The following is a 22726-nucleotide window of genomic DNA, read 5'->3' on the forward strand; positions in this document are numbered from 1 at the left end:
TGGTGTGTCCGCTCCCGACTCGTCCGTGCAGCCGCGGCGCGGGTACGCCGCGGTCCCCCCGCACGTCAATTCTGCGGGAACAGTATTCCGGGTCCCGAGTCAGCCCTGTGTACGGAACACGAGAGACGAATGACCCACCCGGATGACGTCACCGTCGGCGAGCTGCCAGGTCTGGACCGGGGTGCCGTTCACGGTCGTGCCGTTGGTCGAGCCGATGTCGGCGAGCGTCGCGCTCTGGCCGTCCCAGGTGATCTCCAGGTGCCGGCGCGAAACACCGGTGTCCGGCAGGCGGAAGTCCGCGTCCTGGCCCCGGCCCACGACGTTCCCGCCCTGCTTCAGCGAGTACGTCCGGTTCGAGCCGTCGTCCAGCTGCAGGCTCGCCGCGAGCTGCCGAGCCGGCGCGGGCTGGCCGTAGCCGGCCTGCTGCTGCGCGTACGGGTCGGCGGCCGGCTGACCGTACGCCTGCGGCTGGCCGTACTGGTCGTAGCCGGGCTGCTGCTGGCCGCCGTACTGGTCGTACCCGGGCTGCTGGTAGCCGCCCTGGTCGTAGCCGCCGCCCTGGGGCTGGGCGTAGCCGCCTTGGTCGTAGCCGCCGGCTTGAGGCTGGGCGTAGCCGCCTTGGTCGTAGCCGCCGGCTTGGGGCTGCGCGTAGCCGGCCTGGTCGTAGCCGCCGCCCTGGGGCTGCTGGTAGCCGCCCTGCTCGTAACCACCGCCCTGCGGCTGCGGCTGGCCGTACTGGTCGTAACCACCACCCGGCTGCTGGGCGCCGTACTGGTCGTAACCACCCTGCTGGCCGTAACCCTGGTCGTACCCGGGCTGCTGGCCACCCTGCTGTCCGTAGCCGTACTGGCCCTGCTGGCCGTACGGGTCACCCTGGTCGTATTGGCCGTAGCCGGGGGGCTGGCTCATTGCTGGGTCTCCTGCGTTGCTGGGTCGTGCCGGCCGCGGTGAACCGGCGCCTGAGGGGCGGGCGTCGGGATCGACGGACGAACGGGTCTTGAACTGTCCAGTATGCAGCGCCTCGTTGCGCTCGAGTGATACGACGACGTCACCATAGGTGTCCAGGCCTTCGGCGGCGAGGTGTTCCGCCACCGCCTTGGCCAGCACCTGAGTGACGCGTTGCTCGTCACCGGCCATGCGCTCGTGGTCAGCCGCCCCCAGGGACACGATGTAGTGATTCGGGGCGAGCTGCCGACCGCCTGCCAGCTCACGAACGTTCTCCTCACTCTCCCGCTCCAGGGCGATCGCCACTTCCTGCGTGACGACGTTGCCACCGAACATGCGCGCGAAAGTGTTCCCCACCAGGTTCTCGAGGCGTCTGTCAAAACGCTCGACGCGGCTCACCGGGGAAAACCTCCTCACACGTGTGCTTCCGCACCGATCCTATCCGGGTGAGCGAGCCTCGACACGGCCCCCGGTGAAACCCGTCGAAACGACCTGCTAGTGTTCTCCTCGCTGTCAGAGAAGCACTCGGGCGAGTGGCGGAATGGCAGACGCGCACGGTTCAGGTCCGTGTGTCCGAAAGGACGTGAGGGTTCAACTCCCTCCTCGCCCACGCTGTTCAGAGGCCCCGACGCTTGCGCGTCGGGGCCTCTTCCCGTTGTCCTTGTCTCCCCCGGGGGGCCGAGCCCCCCGGACCCCCCACGGTGCCTTCTCCTCGCCTTCCAGCGTGGTGACGGGCGGGGTCCGGGAGCCGGCGGGGTGCGGGGGGAGGGAGACAGGGTGGGATGAGGGGTGGGGAATCTCACCCGTTTGGCTCTGCGTGGTGTTCGCTTATGGCGGACTTGGGGCTGTATTAGAGCGTGTTTTTGGTGATCCAGGTGGTCAGCACGTCTGTCCTTGATGTTGTTTCGATGCCTGCGTGGGGGCAGTCGGGGCCCGTTGCTTCCAGGGCGACCAGCTGGGTGCCCGTGAAGTAGGGGGCTCCCGAGTCGTACGTGCAGGCGCTGGTGGTTTTTTCGGGGGTTGCGCCTTGGACGCCGAGGGTTATGGGGTCCACCTTGGCGATCGTCACCGTGCCCTGCTGGAGGCGGGTGGCCGGGGCGGGGTTTTTGCCGGTCTTGCTGCCCCAGCCCGCCAAGGTCAGCTGCTGACCGGTTTTCGGGGGCGTGTGGCTCAGGGCCAGTGGCTGGACCGTCGTCACGGGGGAGTCCAGGCGGACCAGGGCCACGTCGTTTTCCTTGGCCTGGAGGATCTCGGTCGCTTTGCGGGCCACGCCCGACTCGATCTCTTCGTCGACCAGGCCCAGCGTCACCATTGTCGGGTAGGGGACCTTGCCCGAGACCCGGTCGCGGTGCGCGTCGTGGAAGCAGTGGCCGGTGGTCAGGATCCAGCTCGGCGCGACCAGCGCGCCGGTGCAGTAACTGCTGTACGTGGAGCCGTCCGGGCGCGGGATCTTCGTCATCGCCAGCTTCGCGACGAACCCGAACTGGCCGGGTGGGACGTCGGTGCCGTGCGCGACCCCTGGTGCGGCCAGGGCGGCGGGAGCGGTCGTGATGGTCAAAACGGCAGCGGCGAGCAAAGCGCGCAGGCGCATTCTTCCCCTTCGTCGAATCGGTGATCGACGTCGAGGCTAGGGCCGCCGCCGCGGAGGGGGAATTCCCTGGCCGGGCGTCACCCGGTGGGCCACCGGGTGACAGCCGGCCCGTGGGATCAGTTCACGCCGACCAGGTCGACGACGAAGACGAGGGTCTCGCCGGGCTTGATCACGCCGCCCGCGCCGCGGTCGCCGTAGGCCAGGTGCGGGGGAATCACCAGCTTGCGGCGGCCGCCGATCTTCATCCCCGCGACACCCTGGTCCCAGCCGGAGATGACCTGGCCGGCACCGAGACCGAAGCGCAGCGGCTCACCGCGGTTCCAGGACGCGTCGAACTCTTCGCCGGTCGCGTGCGAGACGCCGACGTAGTGGACGGTGACGGTCTTGCCCACCGTGGCTTCCGCGCCGTCACCGACAGTGATGTCGGTGATTTCGAGTTCGGCCGGAGCAGGCCCGTCCGGGCGGTCGATGAGGGGCTTTTCCAAGGTCATGAGCCTCACCGTACCGACGCCCCGGAGGCTGCGCCGAACGGACTACGCCCAAGGAGGGGAAAAACGCGAAAAGTCTTCACACTTCGCCTACTGCTGGGTAGCGTGCGCTTCGTCACTTTCTGGACTGAGGGGAGCCCGGCATGCAACGTCGCATCCGCGCCCTGACCGTTACGGCACTGGGGGCCCTCGTGGCCGGCCTCACCCAGGTCGCCGTCACCGCGCCGGCCGCGCAGGCGGCCGTGTCGCCCGACGACTACTGCGGCGGGCAGTGCAGCGACATCCTCCCGCCCGGCGAACAGGGCAGCGCCACCCTCGCGGAGATCCTGGCGCACAAGCTGCTCGGCACCCGCCCGGCGCACTCGGCCGACCAGCTCGGGAAGTACTCCTCGCTGGCGAACGGCTACAAGACGCTGACCACGGGCGCGATCAACCAGTACTTCAACGACTCCTCGTTCGGCGTCCCGGCCGACCAGGTGGCGAGCACGACGAAGCCGCGTGCGGACGTCACCATCGTCCGCGACAAGGCCCTCGGCGTCCCGCACATCACCGGGACCACCCGCGCCGGCACCGAGTTCGGCGCCGGGTACGCGGCGGGGCAGGACCGGCTGTGGCTGATGGACGTGCTGCGCCACGCCGCCCGCGGGCAGCTCTCGCCGTTCGCCGGTGGCGCTGCCTCCAACCGCGAGCTCGAGCAGCAGTTCTTCTCGAACGCGCCGTACACCGAGGCCGAGCTGCAGCAGCAGATCGACAAGGTCGCCGCCAGCGGCCCGCGGGGCGCTCAGGGCCTCGCCGACGCGCAGGCGTACGTGGACGGCATCAACAAGTACATCAGCGACTCCTACAGCGGCCGGTACTTCCCCGGCGAGTACGTGCTGACCGGGCACATCGACTCGATCACCAACGCGGGCTCGATCGACCCGTTCAAGCTGACCGACCTGGTCGCGCTCGCCTCGCTGGTCGGGGCCGAGTTCGGCGCCGGCGGCGGCGGTGAGGTGCAGAACGCCATCGCGAAGCTCGCGATGCAGGAGAAGTACGGCGTCGTCCAGGGCGAAAAGGTGTGGCAGAGCCTGCGCGCCGAGGACGACCCCGAAGCCGTCAAGACGCTCCACGACGGCCAGACCTTCCCGTACGGCAAGACGCCGGCCAACGCCGTCGGGCGGGCGCTGCCGGACAACGGCTCGGTGACGCCGCAGCCCGTGGTGTTCGACAAGACCGGCTCGGCCGCGTCCGCGACGCCGTCCACCGTGGACGTCGCCGCACCCGCCGAGCAGGAGCCCGCCCGCGGGATGTTCGAGAACGGCGTGCTGCCGGGGAACATGCTGAGCGAGAAGCACGGCATGTCCAACGCGCTGCTCGTCTCCGGCGCGAAGACCGCCAGCGGTCACCCGGTCGCGGTGTTCGGCCCGCAGACCGGCTACTTCGCCCCGCAGCTGCTGATGTTGCAGGAGCTGCAGGGTCCGGGCATCAGTGCCCGCGGTGCGGCGTTCGCGGGCCTGAGCCTGTACGTGCTCCTCGGCCGCGGCCAGGACTACTCGTGGAGCGCAACGACGTCGGCGCAGGACATCATCGACACCTACGCGCTGCAGCTGTGCGACCCGAGCGGCAACGCGCCGACGAAGGACTCGAACTACTACACGTATCAGGGCAAGTGCGTCCCGATGGAGACGGTGGAGGTCAAGAACGCCTGGAAGCCGACCGTCGCCGACGGCACCGCGGCCGGCTCCTACACCCTGCGCAGCTACCGGACCAGGTACGGGCCGGTGCAGAGCCGGGCGACCGTCGGCGGCAAGCCGGTGGCGTACGCGGCGCTGCGGTCGTCCTACTTCCACGAGGTCGACTCGCTCATCGGCTTCCAGGAGCTGAACGACCCGACCTTCGTCAAGTCCGCGGCGGACTTCCAGCGGGCCGCGCAGGACATCAACTTCACGTTCAACTGGTTCTACGCCGACTCCAAGGACATCGCCTACTTCAACTCGGGCGCCAACCCCGCGCGCCAGTCCAATGTGGATCCGAACATGCCGGTGTGGGGCGACCAGGGCCACGACTGGGTGGGCTGGAACCCGGCGGGCAACGTGGCGAACTACACGCCCGCGTCGCAGCACCCGCAGTCGATCAACCAGGACTACTACGTCAGCTGGAACAACGCCCAAGCCAACGGCTACGCCGCGGCCGGGGCGGACAAGTCCGCCGTGCACCGCGTCGACCTGCTCGACTCGCGGGTGAAGAAGCTGATCAACAGCGGCACCAAGGTCACCCGGGTCAACCTGACCCAGGCCATGTCGGAGGCCGCGCTGGCCGACCTGCGGGCCGAGCGCGTGCTGCCGCTGCTGCTGCAGGTGCTCGACAAGGCGCCGGCCACCGGCGCGGCGGCGGACGCCGAGGCGAAGCTCAAGACCTGGCTTTCCCACGGGCAGCTGCGCACGGAGACTTCGCCGGGCAGCAAGGCGTACGCGGACGCCGACGCGATCCGCATCTTCGACGCCTGGTGGCCGCTGCTGGTCCAGGCCGAGTTCAAGCCGGGCATGGGCGACAACGCCTACAACGCGATGACGAGCGTGCTCGGCATCAACGAAAGCCCGTCCGGCTGGCAGAACGGCAACGGGCAGCACACCGGTCAGCCGCACAAGGGCTCGTCGTTCCAGTACGGCTGGTGGGGTTACGTCAGCAAGGACATCCGGCAGGTGCTCGGCCAGCCGGTGGCCGGCCCGCTCGGGCAGACGTTCTGCGGCGGTGGCGACGTCACCGCGTGCCGCCAGGCGCTCGTCGACTCGCTGACCACCGCCGCCGGCCAGGCCGCGAACACCGTCTACCCCGGTGACGCGAACTGCTCGGCCGGTGACCAGTGGTGCGCCGACTCGATCGTGCAGAACCCGCTCGGCGGCATCACGCAGGACAAGATCAGCTGGCAGAACCGCCCGACGTTCCAGCAGGTCGTCGAGTACGCCGCCCACCGCGGGGACAACGTCGCGAACCTCGCGGCCACGAAGACGGTCAGCGCCACCAGCGCCGAGTCCGGCTTCTACAACTCGCCGGCGTCGAACGCGATCGACGGGAACGCCTCGACCCGCTGGGCCAGTGACTGGAGCGACGACCAGGCGATCACCGTCGACCTCGGCTCGGTCCAGCAGGTTTCGCGGGTGATGCTCGACTGGGAGTCCGCGTACGGCAAGGGCTACCGGATCCAGCTCTCGCCGGACGCGGTCACCTGGACGGACGCGGCCGTGGTGACCGACGGGAACGGCGGGCAGGACAACGTCTCGTTCGCCACGACCCCGGCCCGGTTCGTCAAGCTGCAGGGCGTCCAGCGCGGGACGAAGTACGGCTACTCGCTGTACGAGTTCGAGGTCTACGCGCACTGAGCCCGGCCGGGGCACTCGCGGACGCGTGAGTGCCCCGGCCTCCCCTTATCGTGGGCGGATGGACGACTGGACGCCCCGCACCAAGGCCATCGCCGCCGGCCGGCCGCACGGCCCCGGCGAGCCGCTGAACACCCCGCTCGTCGCCACCAGCACCTACCAGGCCGGTGGCGATTTCGTGTACGCCCGCGGCGACGGGACGCCGACCTGGCACGCGCTCGAAGAAGCCGTCGGGGCGTTGGAAGGCGGGCAGGCGACGGCGTTCGCGTCCGGGGTCGCCACGCTCTCCGCGGTGCTGGATTTGCTGCCGGTCGGGTCGCGGGTCGCCGTGCCGACGTTCAGCTACGCGGTGACACGCGGGGTGCTGGCCCACGCGCAGAAGCTCGGCAAGCTCGCCGTCACCGAGCTGGCGCCGACCGACACCGCCGCCTGGGTGGCCGAGGCCGCGACGGCCGACCTGGTCTGGCTCGAGTCGCCGACCAACCCCACCCTCGACGTGATGGACATCGAGACGATCGCCGCCGCGGCGCGCGGCCGGGTCGTCGTCGACAACACCTTCGCGACGCCGTTGCAGCAGCGGCCGCTCGAACTGGGCGCCGACGTCGTCGTGCACAGTGCGACCAAGCTGATCGGCGGCCACAGCGACCTGCTGCTCGGCGTCACGATCGCCAAGGACCCCGCCGTCGCGGAGGAACTGCGCGCCGCGCGGACGCGGGTCGGGTCGACACCGGGCGCCCTCGAAGCCTGGCTCGCCCTCAGGGGGCTGCGGACCATGCCCGTCCGGCTCGCGGAGCAGTCCCGCACCGCCGCGTTGCTGGCGGAGCGGCTCGCCGGGCACCCCGCGGTGCGGCGGGTGCGCTACCCGGGCTTCGGGATGATGGTCGCCTTCGACCTGGCCGACGCCGAGACGGCGGACCGGTTCTGCGCGTCGGTCCGGCTGATCCGGTCGGCGACCAGCCTCGGCGGGGTCGAGAGCCTGGTCGAGCGGCGGGCGTGGCTCGCCGGCGAGGAGCGCGTGCCGCCCGGCCTGATCCGGTTCAGCGTCGGCCTCGAGGACCCGGAGGACCTGTGGCGCGACCTCACGTTCGCCCTCTCGGAGTAACACGGCCGGGTGAATCGTCGATAGTCGCGACGTCGTAGGTCCACCGCCGTTGGGAGTCTCCGTGGGTAGAACGTTGAGCCGGGTCGCGGGAATCGTGTCCGCCGGTGCGCTGATCACCCTCGCCGCCGCGCCGGTCGCGCTGGCCGAGGACGAGACTCCCACGTCCGAGACGACCACGGCCACGGCGGAGACGACGACCACCACGGCACCGTCCTCGACGGAGACCACGGCACCGTCCTCGCCGGTCACGACCACCGGGACGACGTCGGCCCCGGCGACGACCGAGGTCACGACCACCACGACCCCGAAGACCACGTCTTCGGCGCCGGAATCGACCGAGCCGCCGAAGGACGACTACCAGGACAACGCCGGCCACGGTTTCGTCGGCGTCGGCGGCGAGGGTGTCCTGGTCATCGCGTGCGCGTCCGGCAAGCTCGGCGCGGTCTCGACCCAGTACCTGAGCGTCACCGGTGGTCCGGACCAGGACGAGTCCGACGGCCGCTACTGGAACTACTCGGTGCGCGTGGTCGACGCTCCGGCCGGCACGACGACCGCCAAGTTCAGCTGGACCTGCGACGGCGTCGAGGGCAACGGCACCGTCGACTTCGAGCAGGAGCAGCCGCCGGTGACGACGAGCACCAGCACCGCGCCGTCGAGCACCAGCACGGCGCCGTCGAGCACCAGCACGGCGCCGTCGAGCACCAGCGCTTCGCCGTCGAGCACCGCGCCGGTCACCACGGCGACCTCCAGCTCGGCGCCCGCGGCCGGGAACAGCGCGCCGAAGGCCCAGGTCAAGGTCGCGCCCAAGGGCGGGGTCGACACCGGCTTCGGCGGCACGGCCCGGTGACGGCCCGCCGGGCGGGCGCGGCGCTCGCCCTGGTGCTGACCCTGGCCGGGTGCAGCACCGCCGAGCCACCGAAGGCCGTGGCGCCCGTCCCTTCCTCGGTGCCGGTCAGCGTGCCGTTCAAGGGACTCCGGCCGACGTCGGTGAAGATCCCCAAGATCGGCGCGGAGTCCAGCCTGCTGGCCGTCGCCGTGAAACCCGACGGCTCGATCTCCGTCCCGTCGGTGCACACGCCGATGCAGGCGGCCTGGTACAAGCTCTCGCCGGTGCCTGGCGACGTCGGCCCGGCCATCGTGCTCGGGCACGTCGACGGCGACAAGAAGCCCGGCATCTTCTTCAAGCTCAAGGATCTCGCGCCCGGCGACGAGGTCGACGTCGACCGCAGCGACGGGAAGAAGCTGAAGTTCGTCGTCGACCGCGTCACCCAGGTCCCGAAGGACACGTTCCCGCGTGACGCCGTCTACGGCAACAGCGACAAACCGGAGCTGCGGCTGATCACCTGCGGCGGCGCGTTCGACCACGCCGAGCACAGCTACCGGGACAACATCGTCGTCTACGCGAACCTAGCCGACGCCTGAGCCGGGGTACGGGAACTCCGGTTTCAGCAGGGTTCCCGGGCAAACCCAGCGCCGCATGCCCGCGTCGCAGACCGCGTAACCCCAGTTGATCAGCTGGTCCTGCGTCGTCTCGGACATCCTGGCCAGCCGGGTCTTCGTCTCGGCGAGTTGCCTGGTCTGCTCGACGGGGGCCGGCAGGGCGTCCGGCAGCTCGAAGTTCTCGATGTTGCTGTAGGTCGCCCAGTACGTGCCCGCGTACGTCTTGTCCTCGTAGCACTTCAGCAGCGTGCCGGTCCGCAGTTCGCGGACCTGGTTGTCCATCACGGTCAGCACGCGCAGCAGCTGCATCGGCCAGTTGCGCTTCGGCTTGGCCTGGTGCTTCATCTTCTTGCCGGCGTCGCTGACCAGGACGGTCGCCCGCTGGTTCTCGATGGGGTCGAGGCCGAGGTTGTCGTACACGCCCGCGTCGCTGAGCACGATCTTGCGGCCGGGCTGGTGCGGGTCCGGGATCACGACCGGCGAGAGCATCGGCGGGAAGGCCGACGACGCGGCGACCGCGGTCGCGAGCGGGATCTGCCCGTGCGGGCCCGGCTGCCGGAAGAACCACCACAGCGAACCGTCCTGCAGGCTGGTCGCGGTGAACACGAAGTTCGGCCCGGCCGGGTCGAGGTCCGCGAGGCAGCAGTCCCCGAAGAGGTGCTCCGCGTAGCGGCGCGCGAGTTCCTCTCCGGCGCTTCGCCACGGGATGAACATCGCCTTCAGCGTGACCGGGATGTCGAGGTTGGTGCGGGCGAGTTTCCGCAGCGGCTGCACGACTTCCTTGCCGAAGTTCTCCGCGACGCCGTCTTCGCCGAAATACAGCTTGTGCCACGCGTGTGCGAGCAGCCCGGCCGCGATCGAACCGCCGGAGACGCTGGAGACCGTGGTCAGCTTCGGCAGCCAGCCGAGCTCGTTGAGCCGCCAGAGCGCGCCGGCGTGGAAGAGCATTGCGCGGTAGCCGCCGCCCGAGAGCGCGAGGCCGACGCCGTCCCGTTTCGCCGAATCCACGCGGCCGAGTCTAGGGCCGCAGCAACGGCGTGAGCAGCGGCCGTTGCCCAGCCGGGACGTATTCGGCGTAGTTGTCGTACAACGCCTGTTTGGCCAGGTGCGCCGCGCCGGCGCCGTCGGCCGACCGGATCGCGTCGAGCACCTCGGCGTGGTGCGCGAGCCACGTGCGCATCAGCGACGTCCGGTTGCTGGCGTGCTCGAGCTTGTCCTCGATCAGTTCCAGCACGACCCCGCGCACGACTTCTTCGCTGACGACCAGCAGCGGATTCCGGGAGATGCGCGCGATGACCTCGTGGAAGGCGACGTCGGCGCGGCTGAACTCGGCGTAACCGCGCGAGACGCCTTCGCGCATCGACTCCAGTGCCGCGTCGAGGCCGGTCAGGTCGGCTTCGGTGCGGAGCTCGGCGGCGAGCAGGTGCGCCGAGCCGTCGAGGATCATCCGGAACTGCAGCAGTTCGGCGAGCCCGACGTGGTCGGCGCGCGCGAGCCGGTGCATCGAGCGGTGCAACGCGGCGGGTGACGCGGCCAGCACCTCCGGGCCGCGCGGGTCGCCGGGCCGGGACCGGATCATCTCGGCCGCCTGCAGAACCCGCAGGGCTTCCCGGACCGTCGAGCGGCCGACGCCGAACTGCGTCATCAGCTCACGCTCGCTCGGCAGGCGTTCCCCCGGCTTGAGCGCGCCGCTGACCACGGCCTGCTCGATCTGCTCGACGACCCGCTCGTACGCGCGGACCGGAGCCACCGGTTCGAACCGCATCCCTTGACCTCGACGTCCGTCGCGTGCAGGCTACTGGTCTGACCAGTGTACCGACCTGGAGGACGAATGAAAGCCCGGCTTCACGTGCTGGCAGCGGCGCTGCTGCTCGTGGTGTCCGGTTGCTCGGCCGGCTCGTCGGCGAGCGTTTCCGCTGGCCCGGACACACTTTCCGTCGGCTTCACGGCGGAGCCGGCGAACTTCGACTTCACCCGCACCGACGGCGCCGCCATTCCGCAGGCGCTGCTCTACAACGTCTACGAAGGCCTGGTGAAGCTCGACGCGCAGGGCCGCGTGGTGCCGCTGCTCGCGAAGTCGTGGACGATCAGCCCGGACCGGCGGACCTACGATTTCCAGCTCCAGCCGGGCGTCAAGTTCAGCAACGGCGCCCCCTTCACCGCCGAGGACGTCAAGTTCTCGCTCATGCGGGTGAAATCGGACTGGACGATCTCGATCAAGTCGACGATGGACGTCGTCGACCACGTCGACGCCGTCGCGCCGGACCACGCGCGGGTCGTGCTGTCGAAACCGTCCAACGGCTGGCTGTTCAGCCTGACCAGCAGGCTCGGCGCGATGTTCAGCCCCACCGGCGTCGCCGACCTGGCGAACAAGCCGGTCGGCACCGGCCCGTACGTCGTGGCGGCGCGCAAGCGCGGCGACTCCGTCGTGCTCAAGGCGAATTCCGCGTACTGGGGCCGGAAACCGGCGTACGCCACGGTGGTCCTCAAGTACATCAAGGACCCGACCGCGCTGAACAACGCGCTCTACAGCAACGGCATCGACGTCATCTCGGCGATCACCGCGCCGGACTCGATCCCGCAGTTCCAGGCCGACGACCGGTTCCAGGTCGTCCAGGGCACGACGAACTCCGAGGTCACGCTGGCGTTCAACAACCAGCGCAAGCCGCTGAACGACGTCCGCGTGCGCCAAGCGCTCACGTACGCGATCGACCGGAAGGCGTTGCTGGACACGGCGTGGGCCGGGCGCGGCACGTTGATCGGCAGCATGGTCCCGCCGACGGATCCCTGGTACGAGGATCTGTCGAACGTCCACCCGTTCGATCCCGCGAAGGCCAAGGCGCTGCTGTCCGAGGCGGGCGCGACGAACCTGAACCTGCGGATGCGGATCCCGAACCTGCCGTACGCGGTGTCGGCCGCACAAGTCGTCCAGTCGCAGCTCGCCGACGTCGGCGTGCGGACCACGATCGAGCCCCTCGACTTTCCGGCGGTCTGGCTCAAGCAGGTGTTCACCGACCACGATTACGACCTGTCGATCATCCAGCACGTCGAGGCCCGCGACATCACGACGTTCGGCAAGCCGAAGTACTACTGGGGGTACGACGACAAGCGCGTCCAGCAGCTGCTCGCCGAAGCCGACAGCGGGACGCCGGAGCAGCAGGTCGCGGACATGAAGCAGGTGGCGCGGCAGCTGACCACCGAGGCGGCCGCGGACTGGCTGTTCCTGTTCCCCAACGTGATCGTCGCGAAGACGAAGGTCGGCGGGTTCGCGGCGAACCAGGTCAGCGAGTCGTTCGACCTCACCGGATTGGCGCCGCGATGACCGCCAGGGTGCTGCGCCGGGTGGCGATCTTCGCGGTCAGCGTGCTGGTCGCGTCGATCGTGGTGTTCGTGTTCATGGCCGTGCTGCCGGGCGATCCGGCGCAGGTCGCGCTCGGCGTCAACGCGACGCCGGAGCTGCTCGCCAAGACACGCGCGGAGTTCGGCATCGACCGTCCGCTGGTCACGCAGTACTTCGACTGGATCGGGGGCGTGCTGCACGGCGATTTCGGCCGCTCGTACGTGACGCGGGACGCGATCGGCCCGCAGTTGCTCGACCGTCTCGGCGTCACGCTGTGGCTGGTCGGCGCCGGCGTGCTGGTGGCGCTGGTGATCGCCGTGCCGGCGGGGACCTTCGCGGCGGTGAAGCACCGGAAGGCGGCCGGCGCGGGGGTGTCCGGGCTGTCGCAGATCGGCGTCGCGATCCCCGCGTTCCTCGCCGGGATCATCCTCGTGCAGATCTTCGCCGTGCAGCTGCGCTGGCTGCCCTCGGGCGGCTGGACTCCGCCCAACCAGGACTTCGGCGAATTCGCGCGTGGCCTGGTGCTTCCGGCGCTGTCGCTCGGCCTGGTCCAGGGCGCGGTCCTCACCCGCTACGTGCGCTCGGCGGTGCTCGACACGCTCGGCCAGGACTACCTGCGCACCGCGCGGTCGAAGGGGCTGCGTCCCGGGCAGGCGCTGGTGCGGCACGGCCTGCGGAACGCGTCCGTGCCCGTCGTGACCGTGCTGGGGCTGCAGCTGGCGACCCTCCTGATCGGCGCGGTCGTCGTCGAGCGCGTCTTCGTGCTGCCGGGACTGGGCTCGATGCTGCTGGACGCCGTCTCCGCGCGTGACCTGCTGACCGTGCAGGGCATCGTGCTCGTGCTGGTGGCCGGCGTGCTGCTGGTCAACTTCGTCGTCGACCTCCTCTACACGGTGCTCGACCCGAGATTGCGGGGTTCCTGATGCGCAATCTCCTCATCGGCGGGGTGCTCGTCGGCCTGGTCGTGCTGGCCGCGCTGCTGTCGTTCCTGTGGACGCCGTTCGACCCGGTGAAGGTGGACGCGACCCACCGGCTGCTCGGCTGCGGCGCGTCCCACTGGTTCGGCACCGACAAGTTCGGGCGGGACCTGCTGAGCCAGCTCATGGTCGGCGCCCGCACGACGCTGTACGTCGGTGTCGTCGCCGTCGGCATCGCCGCGGTGATCGGCACGCCGCTGGGCGTCCTCGCCGGGATGTCCCCGCGGTGGCTCGGCGAGTTCGTCATGCGCGCCAACGACCTCGTGCTCGCGTTCCCCGCGCTGCTGCTGGCCATCATGTTCGGCGCGGTGTTCGGGGCCGACACGCTGACCGCGATGGTGGCGATCGGCATCGCCACCATCCCGTCGTTCGCGCGGATCGCCCGGTCCGGGACGCTGCAGGTGATGAGCACCGAGTTCGTGCTCGCGGCCCGCGCGGGCGGGCGGTCGCGGCTGACCATCGCGCTGCGGCACGTGCTGCCGAACATCTCCGGCCTGCTGATCGTGCAGGCCTCGGTGTCGTTCGCGATCGCCGTGCTCGCCGAGGCGGCGCTGTCGTTCCTCGGCTTCGGCACGCGGCCGCCGACGCCGTCGTGGGGCCGGATGCTGCAGGAGTCCCAGGAACTGCTGACCGTGCAGCCGCGGCTGGCGCTCGTGCCGGGCATCGCGATCGCCGTCGCCGTCCTCGGCTTCAACCTCCTCGGCGACGGCCTGCGCGACCGCCTGGATCCCCGATTGGCGGCTCGCGTATGACGCTCTCGGTTGCGGGCCTTCGCGTCGGTTCCCTGGTCCGGGACGTGTCCTTCGAGATCGGCGCCGGCGAGCGCGTCGGCCTGATCGGCGAGTCCGGGTCCGGGAAGTCGCTGACGGCGTTGTCGATCATGGGCTTGCTGCCCGAGGAGCTGCCCGCCTCCGGCTCGGTTTCGCTGCACGGCCGCGAGTTGCTGGGCATGTCCGAAAAGGACCTGTCCCGGCTGCGCGGTGACGAGCTGGCCATGGTGTTCCAGGAGCCGATGACGGCGTTGAACCCGGCCATGCGCGTCGGCCGCCAGGTCACCGAGCCCGGCCGCATCCACGGACGCCGTCACCGCGCCGAGGACCTGTTGTCCGCGGTGGGCCTGCCGGGCACCGCCCGCGCGTACCCGCACCAGCTGTCCGGCGGGCAGCGGCAGCGGGTCGTGCTCGCGATGGCGCTGGCGAACGAGCCGTCGCTGCTGATCTGCGACGAGCCGACGACCGCGCTCGACGTCACCGTGCAGGCCCAGATCCTCTCGCTGATCAAGACGTCGTTGCCCGCCGACAGCGCGCTGCTGTTCATCACGCACGACCTCGCGGTGGTTGCGTCGGTGTGCGAGCGCGTGCTGGTGATGCTCGACGGCGAGATCGTCGAAGCGGGCTCGACGCGCGAAGTGCTGACGCAGCCGAAGCACGAGTACACGCGCAAGCTCTTGGACGCCTCGGATCTGGAGGCCCGGCGATGATCATCGAAGTCCGCGACCTCGAACGCCGCTACGCCCGCCGGGACGTGCACGCCTTGCGCGGTGTCAGCTTCGACGTCGAGGCGGGACAGCGGTTCGGCATCGTCGGCGAGTCCGGCTCCGGCAAGTCCACGCTGGTCCGGCTGCTGGCCGCGCTCGACAAGCCGACGTCCGGCACGGTCTCGTTCCAGGGCCGGCGCATCGACCACCTGCCGGAGCGTCGCCTCGGCTTCCTGCGGTCGGAGCTGCAGATCGTCTTCCAGGACCCGATGGGCTCGCTCGACCCGCGGATGCGCGTGCGCGACATCATTTCCGAACCCCTGGGACGCCGGGAGCCCGATCGCGTCGCGGAGCTGCTCGCCGCCGTCGGCCTGCCCGCCGACGCCGCTCAGCGCTACCCGCACCAGTTCTCCGGCGGCCAGCGGCAGCGGATCTCGATCGCCCGGGCGCTGGCGCCGAACCCGAGCGTCCTGATCGCCGACGAACCGGTCAGCGCCCTCGACGTCTCCGTGCGCGGCCAGATCCTCGACCTGCTCGGCTCGCTGGTGGAGCAGTTCGCGCTGACGCTGATCTTCGTGTCGCACGACCTCGGCGTCGTGCGGCACGTCTGCGACCGGGTCGCGGTGATGCGCCGCGGCGAGATCGTCGAGCTGGGCGACGTCGGCCAGGTCTACGGCGCGCCCCGGCACGAGTACACCCGGGAACTCCTGGACGCCGCGCCGAACCTGCGCGCGGAGCTGGCCCGGCTGCGTGGAGGTGATGATGGCTGACTATCCGGAAGGCCTGCCGGTCGGCGCGGGCTGGGTGTCCACTGTGGATACCGAAGAAATCGTTTTCCCCTACGACGGGAGCGTGGTCGGCGCCGCCCCGGTGGGAACGCCCGAGCTCGCGCGTCGCGCTGTGGACGAAGCTGTCGCCGTCGCGCGCGAAGTCGCTTCGCTGCCGTCGCGGACTCGCCGTTCTCTCCTCAACGACGTCGCGGCGGCCATCGCCGAGAGGCGCGAGGAACTCGAGAACCTGCTCGTCCTGGAGACGGGCAAGCCGCTGGTCGACTGCCGCGTCGAGGTCGCGCGCACGATCGTCACCTGGGAGGCCGCCGCCGAAGAGGTGTCGCGGCTGCACGGCGAGACCGTGCCGCTGGACCTCCTGCCCTCGGGTGACGGCCTGGTCGGCTTCTGGAAGCGCAAGCCGATCGGGGTCGTCGTCGGCATCGCGGGCTTCAACTACCCGCTGCTGCTGGCGTCGCACAAGATCGCGCCGTCGATCGCCGCGGGCTGCCCGGTGATCGTCAAGCCGGCGCCGCAGACGCCGCTGGCCACGCTGTGGCTGGTGCACCTGGTCAGGTCGGTCGCGCCGGTCCCGGCGATGGTCCAGCTGGTCACCGGGGACGCGTCCGTGGGCGCGGCGCTGACGACCGACCGCCGGATCGGCGCGGTGTCGTTCACCGGCTCGGCCGCGGTCGGGCACCGCATCGCGCGGGACGCGGCGCCGGTGAAGACGTTGCTGGAGCTGGGTTCGAACGCGGCCCTCGTGGTCGCTCCCGATGCCGATCTCGACGCGGCCGTGGACGCCGTGCTGCGCGGCGGGTTCTACGCCTCGGGCCAGGCCTGCATCTCGGTGCAGCGCGTGCTGGTCGTTTCGTCGGTGGCCGCGGAATTCACCGAACGGCTGCTGGCGCGGCTCGGCGAAGTCGTCGTCGGCGACCCGCGGGACGAGAAGACGCGGGTGTCGGCGCTGATCGACCCGGCCTCGACCGCCCGGGTGGCGGACTGGATCGCGGCGGCGGTCGACGCCGGCGCCCGGCAGGCCGGCGGCGGTGCCGAAGGCACGGTACTGCGGCCGACGGTCCTCCTGGACGTCCCGGACGGCGTCGAAGCCTGGGACGAAGAGATCTTCGGCCCGGTCGTCTGCGTGCGGACGGTGTCCGATGTGGACGAAGCGTTCGCCGCGGTGAACGCGTCCCGCTACGGGCTCCACGCGAGCGTCTACAGCAAGTCGCTGAACACGGCGTTCCGCGCGCTCGACGAGCTGGAGGTCGGCGGCGTCGTGGTCAACGAGGTGCCCGGCTTCCGCTCGGACACCATGCCCTACGGCGGCGTGAAGGACTCCGGCATCGGCCGCGAGGGGCCCCGGTTCGCCGTCGAGGAACTGACCGTGACGAGGATGGCGGTGCTGCGCCCGTGAACTACTCGACGTTGTTCCGGCTCGACGGACGGCGGGCCGTCGTGCTCGGCGCGGGCGGCATCGGCCGCGAGGCGGCCCGGGCACTGGCCGCGCACGGCGCTGACGTGGTGTGCGCCGATCGTGACGTCGAAGCCGCGCGCGAGGCGGGCGTGGGGGAGCCGTACGAGATCGACCTCCTGGCCCCCGGGGCCGTCGAACGCGCCGCGGCCGAATGGGGAGACGTCGACGTCGTCGTGCTGACCGCCGCGACGAACGTGCGCAAGCGGCTGGCGGACTACACCCGCGAGGAGTTCGACCGCGTCATCGCGCTCAACCTCGGCGCGAGCTTCGAAGTCGTGCGCGCGTTCGGTCCCCGCATGGCCGCGCGCGGGCGGGGCAGCATCATCGGGTTCTCGTCGATCCGCGGCACGACCGTCGAGCCCGGCCAAGGGCCGTACGCGGCGACGAAGGCGGGGCTCGTCCAGCTGTTCCGGACGGCGGCGGCGGAGTTCGGCCCGGCCGGCGTGCGGGTCAACGCGATCGCCCCCGGCGTTGTCGAGACGCCGCTGACCGCACAGATCAAGGCGAACCCGGAGTGGTACGACGCCTACGCGGCGAAGGGGGCGCTGGGCCGCTGGGCGCGTCCGGACGAACTCGCCGGAGCGGTCGTGTACCTCGCTTCGGACGCTTCGTCGTTCGTGACCGGCTCCGTGCTGGCCGTGGACGGTGGCTGGACCGCCGTCGACGGCCGCTTCGAACCGCCTGCCTCGTAAGGAGCGCTCATGACCGAGCTGCCTGATCTGACTGCTGTCGAACTCGTCGCGCAGTACCGCGCGAAGACGCTCTCGCCGGTCGAGGTGACCGAAGCCGTTCTCGCGCGCATCGAGGCGCGAGAGCCGGAGCTGCACGCGTTGTACGCGTACGACCCTTCCGGCGCTCTCGACGACGCGAAGGCGTCCGAAGCTCGCTGGGTGTCCGATGAACCGCTGGGTCCGATCGACGGCGTTCCGCTCACGCTCAAGGAGAACATCGCGACGCGCGGCACGCCGGTCCCGCTGGGCACGGCGGCGACGGCGTTGACCCCGGCCGCCGAGGACGCCCCGGCGGCCGCGCGGGTCCGCGAGTCCGGCGGTGTCCTGCTGGCCAAGACGACCATGCCGGACTACGGGATGCTGACCTCCGGGCTCTCGAGCTTCCACCCCACGGCCCGCAACCCCTGGCAGCCGTCGGCGACACCCGGCGGGTCCAGCGCGGGCGCGGGGGCCGCGGCGGCCGCGGGCTACGGCCCGCTGCACGTCGGCACGGACATCGGCGGCTCGATCCGGCTGCCCGCGGGCTGGTGCGGCCTGGTCGGCCTCAAGCCGAGCTTCGGGCGGGTACCGGTCGACCCGCCGTTCCTGGGCCGGGTCGCCGGCCCGATGACCCGCACGGTCGCCGACACGGCGTTGCTGATGAGTGTGCTCTCGCGCCCGGACGCGCGTGACCACCTGAGCCTGCCGCCGGCCGATCTCGAGTGGACGTCGCTCGACGGTTCTCTGCAAGGCCTGCGCGTCGGCCTGCAGCTCGAGCCCGGCCCCGGCCTCCCGGTGGACCCGGCGATCCGGGATGCGATCACCGCGGCGGCCCGGGCCTTCGAAGCCGCGGGCGCGGTCGTCGAGCCGGTCGGGCCGTTCCTCACCCGCGCCATGCTCGACGGCCTCGACGTCTTCTGGCGCACGCGTGCCTGGTCGGACCTGGCGGCCCTGCCGCCGGACCGTCGCACGAAGGTCCTGCCGTACATCGCGGACTGGGCCGCGGGCGGCGCGGAGGTGCCCGGTGTGGACGTCTACCGCGGCTTCGCCCAGATCGACGCGATCAGCGTCGCGGCCCTGCGGGCGACCTCGGCGTTCGACATCGTCCTGTCCCCGACCTGCCCGGTCGCGGCCCCGCCGGCGGAGTGGGCCTCCCCGACGAACGACCCGGCCCGGCCGTTCGAGCACATCGCGTTCACGGTGCCGTACAACATGTCCGGCCAGCCCGCGGTTTCGTTGAACTGCGGGTACACCGACGACGGCCGCCCGATCGGCCTCCAGCTCGCCGGCCGCCGCTTCGACGACCTCGGCGTCCTCCACGCAGCTGCGGCGTACGAGCAGCTCCGCGAGCCGCAGCGCCCCTGGCCGATCGGGTAGGGAAGAAGTTCCGGACCTTCGGCGAAGTGGTGGTGAAGCTGTCGCCGACGGAAAGGAACTTCATGACAGAGGCAGCCCCATGACGGCGGCCCCGGTGCTCGGCAGCGAGCAGTTCACCGAGGTGCACGACCGCTACTTCGCGGACATCCACCGGTACGTCGCCGGGCGCCTCGGTGCCCAGGCCGCGGAGGACATCGCCGCCGAGACGTTCCTCGTCGCCTTCGACCGCCGGAAGGCGTTCGACGCCGGCCGCGGCGACCTGCGCGCCTGGCTGTTCGGCATCGCGACGAACCTGGTCTCCCGGCACCGCCGCAAGGAGGCCCGGCACTACCGGGCGCTGTCGCGGCTCGACCCGCGCGAGGCTGCCGAAGGGCACGAAAGCCGCGTTGTCGCTTCGGTGACGGTCGCGCGGCTGGGGAAGGTGTTGTCCCGGCTTTCCGCCGGGGAGCGCGATGTCCTGCTGCTCGTCGCACTCGGCGATCTCGGCTACTCGGAGGTGGCCGAGGCGCTCGGCATCTCCCCGGGCACGGTCGGCTCCCGGCTGACGCGCGCCCGCAAGAAGCTCACCCCCGTTCTCACCCAGGAGGCTTTCGATGAATGACCTGCAGACCCTGCGGGCGGCGCTGCTGCCCGCCGAACCGTCCCAGGACGTCGTCGACCGGAGCCGGCACCGGTTGCAGAACCGGATGCTCGGCGCACCGCGGCGGCAGTTCCGCCCGCTCGCGCTCGGTGCGGGACTCGTCGCCGCCGCGGCCGCGGCGGCCGTCGTGGTGGCGACCCTGCCCGGCGCCCCGGCCGACGCACCGCCCCCGCGGGCGGTCGCCCCGGTCGCCCCGGTCGTCACCGGTCAGCAGGTCCTGCTGGCGGCGGCCACGGTGGCCGAGCACGCCCCGGACGGCACCGGCAAGTACTGGCACGTGAAGACGGTCGAGGACAAGAACACCTACGAGTACTGGTTCACCGCCGACAGCCACCTGTGGTTCCGTGGCGCGAAATCCGGTGGCCGGGTCGTGCCGCTGGGAGCGTCCCCGTTGCAGCTGGCCGCCACCGAAGTGACCTTCGAGCAGCTCCGCACCCTGCCCACCGACCCGGCAGCGCTGCGGGACTGGCTCGTGAACGCGATCGCGCACAGCAACGCCCGGACGAGCGCGGGCCCGCTGACCGCGAGCGACCGGGAACGCGAGCTGCTGCTGTCCATGGTTTCGCTGGTGTCGACCTTGCCCGCGCCGCCGGCCGTGCGGGCCACGGCCTTCCGCGCGATCGCGGCGTACCCGGGCGTCCAAGACCTCGGCGTCGTCCCGGGCGGCCGGGGATTCATGCTGCCCGGTGAGTACCGCCTGGTCGTCGACCCGTCGACCGGCCGCATCAACCGCACGTCGATGTACGTGTCCGCGGACGGCGCCATCTACGTGAACGCCGATCCGGATGGCTCCGAGGTCATTGCCGAGTGGACGGACTCGCTGCCGAAGTGAACCGCGCCGGTGGCCGGGCCGCGAGCCCGGCCACCGGCCGTCAGACCTTGACCGCCTCGGCCAGCGCCAGCACCCGGCGCGCGTTGTCGACGTGCAGGTTCTCGATCATCCGGCCGTCCACTGTCACCACGCCCTTACCGGACGCCTTGGCCTCTTCGAAGGCTTCGATGATCCGCCGCGACCGGTCGATCTCCTCATCGGACGGTGCGAAGATCCGGTTGCACGGCTCCACCTGCGCCGGGTGGATCAGCGTCTTGCCGTCGAAGCCGTACTGGCGGCTCTGCTCGCACTCGGCTTCGAAGCCGGCAAGGTCCTTCACGTCGTTGTAGACGCCGTCGAGGATCACCTTGCCCGTCGCCCGCGCGGCGAGCAGGCACAGCGAAAGGCCGCCGAGCAGCGGGCCGCGGCCGGGGACGAACTCCGCGTGCAGCTCCTTGGCCAGGTCGTTCGTGCCCATCACCAGCACGGTCAGCCGCTCCGACGCCGCCGCGATCTCCTCGGCGTGCAGCATCGCGACCGGCGTCTCGACCATCGCCCAGATCTTCGTGTGCTCCGGCGCGCCGCCCAGCTCCAGCGCACGCTCGATGTTGTGCACCTCGGCCGCCGAGTTCACCTTGGGCACGACGACCGCGGCCGGGCCGGCCGACGCGGCCGCGCGCAGGTCGGCGTCGTGCCACTCGGTGTCGAGGCCGTTGACCCGGATCGTCACTTCCCGTGAGCCGTAGTCGCCCGACGAAGCGGCAGCGCACACCCGCTCGCGGGCCGCTTCCTTCGCGTCCGGCGCGACGGCGTCCTCGAGGTCGAGGATCAGCGCGTCGGCCGGGATCGTCTTGGCCTTCTCCAGCGCCCGCTCGTTCGCGCCGGGCATGTAGAGGACAGAGCGCCTGGGCGAGGTCATCCCAGTACCTCCTTGGTGGCCGCGTCGTAGGCCGCGGCGAGTTCGGGGTCGTCCGCCGCGAGGGCGTCGGCCAGTTCGGCGACCACGCGGCACTGCTTCACCGACGCGTCGTCCTGCATCTTCCCGTCGATCATCACCGCGCCCGTGCCGTCGCCCATCTCGGCGATCACCCGGCGCGCCCAGGCCACATCGGACGGCGACGGCGAGAACACCTTCTTCGCGATGTCGATCTGCACCGGGTGCAGGCTCCACGCGCCGACGCAGCCGAGCAGGAACGCGTTGCGGAACTGGTCCTCGCACGCGACGACGTCGCGGATGTCCCCGAACGGCCCGTAGTACGGCAGGATCCCGTGCATCGCGCACGCGTCGACCATCCGCGCCACCGTGTAGTGCCAGAGGTCCTGCTGGTAGGTCGTCCGGCCCGCGGTCAGGTCGTCGCCGGTCGGATCGGTCCGCACCAGGTAGCCGGGGTGCCCGCCGCCGACGCGGGTCGTCTTCATCCGGCGACTCGCGGCCAGGTCGGCCGGGCCGAGCGAGATGCCCTGCATGCGCGGGCTCGCGCCGGCGATCTCCTCCACATTGGCCACCCCGCTCGCCGTCTCGAGGATGGCGTGGACCAGCAACGGCTTCGTCAGCCCGGCGCGCGCCTCGAGCTGCGCCAGCAGCCGGTCGACGTAGTGGATGTCCTGCGCGCCCTCGACCTTCGGCACCATGATCACGTCGAGCTTGTCGCCGATCTCGGTGACCAGCGTGATCAGGTCGTCGAGCACCCACGGCGAGTCCAGGCTGTTGACGCGCGTCCACAGCTGGGTCTTCCCGAAGTCGTTCGCCTTGGCGATCGCGACCAGGCCGGCGCGCGCGGCCTCCTTGCGGTCGGCGCGGACGGCGTCCTCGAGGTTCCCGAGCAGGACGTCGACCTTCTTCGCGATGTCCGGCACCTTCGCCGCCATCTTCTCGTTGCCGGGGTCGAAGAAGTGGATCATCCGGGACGGCGTCACCGGGATCTCCCGCACGGGGGCGGGCGCGCCCAGGGCGAGCGGGGCGAAGAAGTCCTTCGGGGAGCGCATCGGTCCTCCACGGCGGCGGCTAAGTGACTGGTGGGTAACTTTAGTCCGGCACGCGGGCGGCCGCTGCGGCGTAGCTCACCGACGGCCGGCTGACGGCGGACATCCGCAGCTCAGCGGCCTGCGTCCACTGTGGATCCGGCCCGGGTTGCGCCGAACGGGCTATTCCCGGGTGGGTGATCCGGGTTTCGCGGTTTGTGCCCGGGGTAATCGATCGCCGTCGGACGGTAATGCCACTCACC

21 protein-coding genes and 1 tRNA gene are annotated in these 22726 nt (G+C 70.9%); 15 read left to right on the plus strand and 7 right to left on the minus strand.

Translation table 11 applies throughout. The features are described 5' to 3' along the window. Positions 1–99 precede the first annotated feature (99 nt). Entirely contained in the window at positions 100–1344 is a 1245-nt protein-coding gene (locus tag AB0M80_RS09180; protein WP_364561140.1) for an FhaA domain-containing protein, read from the minus strand. Between the two features lie 128 nt (positions 1345–1472). Here AB0M80_RS09180 and AB0M80_RS09185 point away from each other — a divergent pair. Beyond that, a tRNA-Leu gene (locus tag AB0M80_RS09185) sits at positions 1473–1555 on the plus strand. Positions 1556–1795: 240 nt separating this feature from the next. On the opposite strand, the gene AB0M80_RS09190 is transcribed toward AB0M80_RS09185, so the two are convergent. Both AB0M80_RS09190 and AB0M80_RS09195 read right to left on the minus strand, forming a co-directional pair. Beyond that, positions 1796–2536: a trypsin-like serine protease gene (locus tag AB0M80_RS09190; RefSeq protein ID WP_364561143.1), complete on the minus strand. Its 741-nt coding sequence runs from the start codon at positions 2534–2536 to the stop codon at positions 1796–1798. A gap of 116 nt (positions 2537–2652) precedes the next feature. After that, the gene (locus tag AB0M80_RS09195; protein ID WP_364561146.1) at positions 2653–3027 is read right to left on the minus strand and encodes an FKBP-type peptidyl-prolyl cis-trans isomerase; all 375 of its coding nucleotides are present in this window, start codon (positions 3025–3027) and stop codon (positions 2653–2655) included. A 140-nt stretch (positions 3028–3167) separates the two neighbouring features. On the opposite strand from AB0M80_RS09195, the gene AB0M80_RS09200 reads away from it, so the two are divergent. The 4 genes from AB0M80_RS09200 to AB0M80_RS09215 all read left to right on the plus strand — a co-directional run bounded on the left by AB0M80_RS09200 (position 3168) and on the right by AB0M80_RS09215 (position 8907). Then, a complete protein-coding gene (locus AB0M80_RS09200) occupies positions 3168–6386 on the plus strand; it encodes a penicillin acylase family protein (RefSeq protein WP_364561149.1) in 3219 nt (1072 codons plus the stop codon). Between the two features lie 58 nt (positions 6387–6444). Beyond that, positions 6445–7485, plus strand: coding sequence for a PLP-dependent transferase (locus AB0M80_RS09205; protein WP_364561152.1), 1041 nt, complete (start codon positions 6445–6447; stop codon positions 7483–7485). A 61-nt stretch (positions 7486–7546) separates the two neighbouring features. After that, positions 7547–8332: a hypothetical protein gene (locus AB0M80_RS09210; RefSeq protein ID WP_364561155.1), complete on the plus strand. Its 786-nt coding sequence runs from the start codon at positions 7547–7549 to the stop codon at positions 8330–8332. Then, the gene (locus AB0M80_RS09215; protein ID WP_364561158.1) at positions 8329–8907 is read left to right on the plus strand and encodes a class F sortase; all 579 of its coding nucleotides are present in this window, start codon (positions 8329–8331) and stop codon (positions 8905–8907) included. Before AB0M80_RS09210 ends, AB0M80_RS09215 begins: the two co-directional genes overlap by 4 nt. Here the strand turns inward: AB0M80_RS09215 and AB0M80_RS09220 are convergent. Continuing rightward, positions 8893–9933: a patatin-like phospholipase family protein gene (locus AB0M80_RS09220; protein WP_364561161.1), complete on the minus strand. Its 1041-nt coding sequence runs from the start codon at positions 9931–9933 to the stop codon at positions 8893–8895. The genes AB0M80_RS09215 and AB0M80_RS09220 overlap by 15 nt on opposite strands. A 10-nt stretch (positions 9934–9943) precedes the next feature. Continuing rightward, the gene (locus AB0M80_RS09225; protein WP_364561164.1) at positions 9944–10690 is read right to left on the minus strand and encodes a FadR/GntR family transcriptional regulator; all 747 of its coding nucleotides are present in this window, start codon (positions 10688–10690) and stop codon (positions 9944–9946) included. A 66-nt stretch (positions 10691–10756) separates the two neighbouring features. Between AB0M80_RS09225 and AB0M80_RS09230 the strand changes: the two genes are divergently transcribed. From AB0M80_RS09230 to AB0M80_RS09275, 10 genes are all read left to right on the plus strand, one after another. Further along, entirely contained in the window at positions 10757–12247 is a 1491-nt protein-coding gene (locus AB0M80_RS09230; RefSeq protein ID WP_364561167.1) for an ABC transporter substrate-binding protein, read from the plus strand. Beyond that, positions 12244–13188 (plus strand): ABC transporter permease, encoded by a 945-nt coding sequence (locus AB0M80_RS09235; protein WP_364561169.1) that lies wholly within the window; start codon positions 12244–12246, stop codon positions 13186–13188. Before AB0M80_RS09230 ends, AB0M80_RS09235 begins: the two co-directional genes overlap by 4 nt. Further along, positions 13188–13994, plus strand: coding sequence for an ABC transporter permease (locus tag AB0M80_RS09240; protein ID WP_364561172.1), 807 nt, complete (start codon positions 13188–13190; stop codon positions 13992–13994). The genes AB0M80_RS09235 and AB0M80_RS09240 overlap by 1 nt, the downstream gene beginning before the upstream one ends. After that, positions 13991–14722 (plus strand): ABC transporter ATP-binding protein, encoded by a 732-nt coding sequence (locus AB0M80_RS09245; RefSeq protein WP_364561175.1) that lies wholly within the window; start codon positions 13991–13993, stop codon positions 14720–14722. The genes AB0M80_RS09240 and AB0M80_RS09245 overlap by 4 nt, the downstream gene beginning before the upstream one ends. Then, positions 14719–15489 (plus strand): ABC transporter ATP-binding protein, encoded by a 771-nt coding sequence (locus AB0M80_RS09250; protein ID WP_364561178.1) that lies wholly within the window; start codon positions 14719–14721, stop codon positions 15487–15489. Before AB0M80_RS09245 ends, AB0M80_RS09250 begins: the two co-directional genes overlap by 4 nt. Continuing rightward, the gene (locus AB0M80_RS09255; RefSeq protein ID WP_364561181.1) at positions 15482–16903 is read left to right on the plus strand and encodes an aldehyde dehydrogenase family protein; all 1422 of its coding nucleotides are present in this window, start codon (positions 15482–15484) and stop codon (positions 16901–16903) included. The genes AB0M80_RS09250 and AB0M80_RS09255 overlap by 8 nt, the downstream gene beginning before the upstream one ends. Beyond that, a complete protein-coding gene (locus AB0M80_RS09260; RefSeq protein WP_364561184.1) occupies positions 16900–17655 on the plus strand; it encodes an SDR family oxidoreductase in 756 nt (251 codons plus the stop codon). Before AB0M80_RS09255 ends, AB0M80_RS09260 begins: the two co-directional genes overlap by 4 nt. A 9-nt stretch (positions 17656–17664) precedes the next feature. Next, a complete protein-coding gene (locus tag AB0M80_RS09265; RefSeq protein WP_364561186.1) occupies positions 17665–19050 on the plus strand; it encodes an amidase in 1386 nt (461 codons plus the stop codon). Positions 19051–19129: 79 nt separating this feature from the next. Further along, positions 19130–19651 (plus strand): sigma-70 family RNA polymerase sigma factor, encoded by a 522-nt coding sequence (locus AB0M80_RS09270; RefSeq protein ID WP_364561189.1) that lies wholly within the window; start codon positions 19130–19132, stop codon positions 19649–19651. Then, on the plus strand, positions 19644–20522 hold the full coding sequence (locus AB0M80_RS09275; protein WP_364561192.1) for a CU044_5270 family protein: 879 nt from the start codon (positions 19644–19646) through the stop codon (positions 20520–20522). The genes AB0M80_RS09270 and AB0M80_RS09275 overlap by 8 nt, the downstream gene beginning before the upstream one ends. A gap of 40 nt (positions 20523–20562) precedes the next feature. Here AB0M80_RS09275 and AB0M80_RS09280 read toward each other — a convergent pair whose 3' ends face one another. Both AB0M80_RS09280 and AB0M80_RS09285 read right to left on the minus strand, forming a co-directional pair. Continuing rightward, positions 20563–21420 carry a CoA ester lyase gene (locus AB0M80_RS09280; protein ID WP_364561195.1) on the minus strand — a complete coding sequence of 286 codons (858 nt, stop codon included), beginning with the start codon at positions 21418–21420 and terminating at the stop codon, positions 20563–20565. Next, positions 21417–22487, minus strand: a complete 1071-nt coding sequence (locus tag AB0M80_RS09285) for a CoA ester lyase (RefSeq protein WP_364561197.1) — start codon at positions 22485–22487, stop codon at positions 21417–21419. Before AB0M80_RS09285 ends, AB0M80_RS09280 begins: the two co-directional genes overlap by 4 nt. Between the last annotated feature and the right edge of the window lie 239 nt (positions 22488–22726).

Origin of the sequence: Amycolatopsis sp. NPDC051045 (assembly GCF_040682955.1) — a bacterium.
Classification (GTDB): Bacteria; Actinomycetota; Actinomycetes; order Mycobacteriales; family Pseudonocardiaceae; genus Amycolatopsis.